Below are 4,818 nucleotides of genomic sequence, written 5' to 3'. Positions count from 1 at the left end.
AAAATAAAACGTCCTTAGCTATTTTTCCGTACACCTTGTAAATATTGACCGAAGAAAATCTGCAATTGCACACAACGGTCTCGTATAAGAAAAGTAGGGCAGTTGTAGACGCTTACTTTTCGGATTATGTACAAGCCGAATTTTTAAATTTTGTTAATTATCTTATTCTTTTTAATTATGCCAAATTTAAAAATTTGGCGACTTGGCAAATACGCACGGACCTTTCGATTAAGCACTTACCGCCCTATTTTTTTTATACATTGTTGTGTGCTGCCTTTTATTCATTCGGTTCAATATGAATTAGTACGTGTCCTAAATTCGGTATTTCTTCTCGTAAATAGTCCTTTAATTTATGTGCAATATCGTGCCCTGATTTTACTGTTATTTCACTATTTACAATTGCGTGTAAATCAACGTGATATTTCATTCCTGATTTTCGGATAAAACATTTTTCCGTGTCCAAAACACCTTTAACTTCTATTGATTTTTCTCTAATTTCAAGTATTAGGTCGTCATAAAGTTGCTCGTCCATAACTTCTCCTAATGCAGGTCTTAATATTAAATAACTGTTATATAAGATAAACGCTGAAGCAAATAAGGCTGCCCAATCATCAGCAGTTTCATAGCCATTACCGAATATTATTGCTATTGAAATTCCAATGAATGCCATTACCGAAGTAATTGCATCACTTCTATGATGCCAAGCATCTGCTTTAAGTGAAGAACTATTGGTTTGTTTACTTTTTCTAATTACGATTTGAAAAGAGATTTCTTTCCAAACTATTATTAGTCCCAAAACAATCAAAGTCCAAGATTTCGGAATTTTATGAGGTGTTTGAATGTTTTGGATACTTTCATATGCAATTATTGTAGCAGAAACCACAAGAAAAGTAACGACTCCAAATGTAATTAAAGGTTCAATTTTTCCGTGTCCGTAAGGATGGTTTTCGTCCGCTGGTCGTTTGGCATATTTAAACCCCAATAAAACTAAAAGTGAAGCAAAAATGTCTGTTGTTGATTCAATCGCATCTGCAATTAACGCATAAGAATTCCCAAAAAATCCCGCAAATCCTTTTATCAAGGCTAAAGTCGTATTTCCAATTATACTGAAATAAGTTGTTCGTATTGCAGTTTGTTCGTTATTCATTCGTTTTTTTAGGTTGCACACAACGGTTTTGTGTATGATTTCGTTGCGTGTTTAAGCACTAAAGTTAGCAAATAAATCACAGATAGAAAGTCCGCGAGGACTTTCGTAAGTAGGCTATAACTAGCAATGAATTATACACGGTGTTGTGCGCTGGCTTTTCCTTTGTTTAATTGATTTTCTACTATTTTTTCCAATTCACTTTGCTTAAATTCAAACCAATTTTTTCTAAATTCTGAATGGTCGATTTTATGCTTAAAATTTTGAAAAGGTTTTTTGTTTGTCAAAATATCCTCTAATTGCTCTTTAAGTTTTTGGTCAGGTATTTGCTCAACAAATCGTTCTATAATTTTAAACGATTCAAAACTTTCTAAAACCTCAATTGTTATAAATTCCGATTTATGTTTTTCTATTTTTTCTAAACTTTCTTGAAAAGATTCTTTAAACTCTTCTTCGTCGAATACTTGCGAGAAATTCGGAATTGCTAAAATTTCGTTGGTCTTAAAATTATAATAACAATCATTTCCGCAATCCAATTCTTGCGCAATTTCTCTGATTATATTCGATTGAGAGCTGTTCATTATTTAATCAAATCATTATGTAGATAAACCACTTCCGATTTTTTCCAAAAAGCCAAGTTAATTAATCCAGTCGTACTTCCGTCAATCCAATTCCCATTTTCATTAGATTGTACAGTCCATTTTATTGGTCTACCACTTTTTTTGACTGTTTTTAATCGGCAATCTTTGGAAAGTCCGAACGCAAAACAATTCAAAGCATCGATTTCGTTATCAAATTCCTCGTGCCATATATCAAATGCAACAGTATAATTTCCGTTTCCATTTGAAGTTAACGATACTGAAAATCCGTTGTCGTTATTTTTCTTTACGATAACTGAATTTTCGTCCAGTTTATAATCGGCATTCGGATACTTTTTCAGTCTTTCAATTATTTCGCTTATTGCTTTGTCCATCGGTTTTGTCAGCTTGCGCACAACGTGTTTGTGTATGGTTAGTTGCGTGGTTCGGTAGCTAATTTAGCAAACTTTTACTTGCCAGAGAAAATTCCGCAGGAATTTTCGTAAGTAAGCACAAAAAAGCAATTAATTATACACGGTGTTGTGTTTTCGTTGTTTTTTACACTTTTTGGTCAGCCGTAAATCTTATTTTTTGCGTTTCGCTAATCAGTCCGACGCAACAGTTGCGCCCTGCTTTGGTCAGTCAGAGTTTTTTTGAGTTTCTATTTCGCAAACAAGCTAAAAGTCCGATGCGATTTTTGAAATTCCGCAATGCTATTTTTCGGTTTTTACTTTCTTAAAATCAAAAAAAAATCCGAAAATCAAACTAGGTTTTTTTCCGTTTCGAGTGAGTTCCGCAATGAAACACAACGTGATTGTGTATGGTTAGTTGCGTGGTTAAGCAACTAAATTAGTAAACTTTTACGAACCCGTGAAAATTCCGCAGGAATTTTCGCAAGTAGGCAAGAACCAAGCAATTAATTATACACGGTGTTGTGCGTTCGTTATTTATTTCCGGTCATCAATTTAGCAATTTCATTAGCATTATTAATTTCCATTTCTTTTAAAATTTTACTTATTCGGTTTTCAAATTCGATTTGGCTTTTCCGACTTGTTTTAATTTCAGACAAAAGCTCTTGTTCTGAAAGCTTATGTTTTTCCGATATATTTTTAAAGTCTTCTAAATTGTAATCAGTGTAATCGGATATTGCAATGTAATTGTCAGTTCTTTTGTAGAAAACCCAAGGATGTCCAATCCATAATTGAGTCCATTTATTTAATTCCGTATTTCCAACTTCTTCCCAGTTTTGAATATCAGATAAATCTCCGCAACAAGTTGGTTCAAGTATTATCATTTCATTTTCTAAAACTACAATTCCGCCAATTATTTGTCCAACGTATTCTTGATAATCTGACAAATCAACGTCCTTAAGTTCTTTTTCAATAATGGTTTTTAATTCAGGTTCTCCGATTTTATTTATGTCAACCAAGTATGAGCCAAGTTCAATCGGTTGTAAGTCTTGTAAATTACTATCAGAAATACATTTGTACCAGAAATCGCTCCAGCCTTTTGGGTTTTCAGCTTTCGAAACAGAAGGTGATTCATATTCGTTTTTCGCATAATCCCAAGGTTCAATTTCGATTGTATTTAATAATTTCATTCTGATTTCAAGGGTTTGTTTTAATGACGCACAACGGTCTCGGCTATGAGTAGTTGCGTGGGTTAGCACTTAACTTAGCAAGTACACACCAAACTGAAAATCCGCGAGGATTTTCAGAAGTAGGTGAGAACAAGCAATTACTTATAGCCATTGTTGTGCGTTCGTTTTTATTCCTCACCCATATTAAAAATCCTAGAATAGTTTTCAAATTCCGTATTTTTTAAACTGTGTTCCACTACTTTTTTAGCAATTTCAAAGTCAACTACAATACAGCCAACTTCCATAGTTCCGCTTCCAATACTTCCTCCGTCTGTGTTTCCAAGTCCTGTCCAGCCCAATACTTCATCCATTTTACTTTCTAATCTATGTCTTTTGTCCAAATCCTCTTCCGTTCCAAATCCGTCAATTTTGTATTCGATTTCTAGGAATGCATAGTTGTCTTCATTAAATTCCGAGAAACCTTCTTTTCTTTTCTCCTCCATTTCTTTTCGGACTTTGTTAGCGTAATTGGTCATTAACCCAGATTTCACTTCTTTGAATTGACCTTGAGTTCCGACTTCTCCCCAATGAACAATTCCAGTTTTAGTGTCTTTGTCCCACGTTTCCCAATAATGTAGCTTACTGTCAATACTTTTATATAATTTTATCATTCCGAGTGGTTCTAATTCTTGGTTTTTTTGTTCGATTTGTTCCTTTTTTTCGTCCTTTTTGTTTTGTTCGCACGAACTAAATAAAATTCCTAAAGCGGAAATTAAAATCAGAAATTTTTTATCCATCTAGATTTTTTTAAATGACGCACAACGTTGATGTATAAGGAAAGTTGCGTGTTTGTGTGCGAGGATTTTCCGAAGGAAAATCAGAAGCTAGCAAACGAGCAACTAACTTTGGTTTAGCTAAAATTAGCAATTTTTTTTATACGGTGTTGTGGTTAGTTTTTATTTTCAATTCCGTTTAGTTTTTTAATAAATAATATTGATAAAGTCATTAAAATCAACCACCTTGAAAAGTATATTCCCGAAGTCATCCAACCGTAAACTTGAAGAAAATCAGAAGTGTCAATGTTTTCCATTCTGGTTGAATGTTCTGCGTAAAGTCCAGATAATTTATGCGTAATTGGATTTAAAGTCAGCGCAATTATAGCAAGTACAATAAACATTTTTTTGGGGAATTTAGTCAAATAAATTCCAGACGAGTTTGAATCCCGTTTAAGTTTTTTTAAAATCAGAAATGTAGTCAGAACATATAAAATCAGAGTAATAATCGGCATCGAGAATTTCATAATTCCGTACGAAAGTCCTAATTCCGATTTAGCAAAATATATTAAGTAAACTACAAAATATAAAATTGAGTCAATTCCGCTAATGAATATAAATCCGAAGATTATCCACAATATTAATAAGACATTTTCTTTATTCATTCGGTACATTCAAGGCCTTAACGCAACAAAAGTTGCAAATTGGTTATGGTACAATTTAATTTTTTCTTTCCAAAAAACC

6 protein-coding genes are annotated in these 4,818 nt (G+C 33.1%); all 6 read right to left on the bottom strand.

Annotation, left to right across the window (positions count from 1 at the left end):
- Positions 1–277: 277 nt before the first annotated feature.
- The 6 genes from K1X16_RS17650 to K1X16_RS17625 all read right to left on the bottom strand — a co-directional run bounded on the left by K1X16_RS17650 (position 278) and on the right by K1X16_RS17625 (position 4,478).
- Complete coding sequence (locus K1X16_RS17650; protein ID WP_225037392.1) at positions 278–1,147, bottom strand: cation diffusion facilitator family transporter; 870 nt, start codon at positions 1,145–1,147, stop codon at positions 278–280.
- A gap of 131 nt (positions 1,148–1,278) precedes the next feature.
- A complete protein-coding gene (locus tag K1X16_RS17645) occupies positions 1,279–1,725 on the bottom strand; it encodes a UPF0158 family protein (RefSeq protein WP_068483067.1) in 447 nt (148 codons plus the stop codon).
- On the bottom strand, positions 1,725–2,117 hold the full coding sequence (locus K1X16_RS17640) for a hypothetical protein (protein WP_225037391.1): 393 nt from the start codon (positions 2,115–2,117) through the stop codon (positions 1,725–1,727). Before K1X16_RS17640 ends, K1X16_RS17645 begins: the two co-directional genes overlap by 1 nt.
- 548 nt (positions 2,118–2,665) lie before the next feature.
- Entirely contained in the window at positions 2,666–3,322 is a 657-nt protein-coding gene (locus K1X16_RS17635; RefSeq protein WP_178983664.1) for a hypothetical protein, read from the bottom strand.
- 167 nt (positions 3,323–3,489) lie between these two features.
- The gene (locus K1X16_RS17630) at positions 3,490–4,098 is read right to left on the bottom strand and encodes a hypothetical protein (RefSeq protein ID WP_225037390.1); all 609 of its coding nucleotides are present in this window, start codon (positions 4,096–4,098) and stop codon (positions 3,490–3,492) included.
- A gap of 152 nt (positions 4,099–4,250) precedes the next feature.
- A complete protein-coding gene (locus K1X16_RS17625; RefSeq protein ID WP_225037389.1) occupies positions 4,251–4,478 on the bottom strand; it encodes a hypothetical protein in 228 nt (75 codons plus the stop codon).
- Positions 4,479–4,818 lie beyond the last annotated feature (340 nt).

The organism is Winogradskyella sp. SM1960 (assembly GCF_020179375.1).
GTDB lineage: Bacteria > Bacteroidota > Bacteroidia > Flavobacteriales > Flavobacteriaceae > Winogradskyella > Winogradskyella marina.
The sequence above is the reverse complement of the archived record's forward strand: the minus strand, read 5'-3'. Positions and strand labels throughout refer to the sequence as shown.

Excerpts from the sequence above, each read along its gene's own strand:
- K1X16_RS17650 (WP_225037392.1), bottom strand. The coding sequence starts at position 1,147 with ATGAATAACGAACAAACTGCAATACGAACAACTTATTTCAGTATAATT.
- K1X16_RS17645 (WP_068483067.1), bottom strand. The coding sequence starts at position 1,725 with ATGAACAGCTCTCAATCGAATATAATCAGAGAAATTGCGCAAGAATTG.
- K1X16_RS17640 (WP_225037391.1), bottom strand. The coding sequence starts at position 2,117 with ATGGACAAAGCAATAAGCGAAATAATTGAAAGACTGAAAAAGTATCCG.
- K1X16_RS17635 (WP_178983664.1), bottom strand. The coding sequence starts at position 3,322 with ATGAAATTATTAAATACAATCGAAATTGAACCTTGGGATTATGCGAAA.
- K1X16_RS17630 (WP_225037390.1), bottom strand. The coding sequence starts at position 4,098 with ATGGATAAAAAATTTCTGATTTTAATTTCCGCTTTAGGAATTTTATTT.
- K1X16_RS17625 (WP_225037389.1), bottom strand. The coding sequence starts at position 4,478 with ATGTTTATTGTACTTGCTATAATTGCGCTGACTTTAAATCCAATTACG.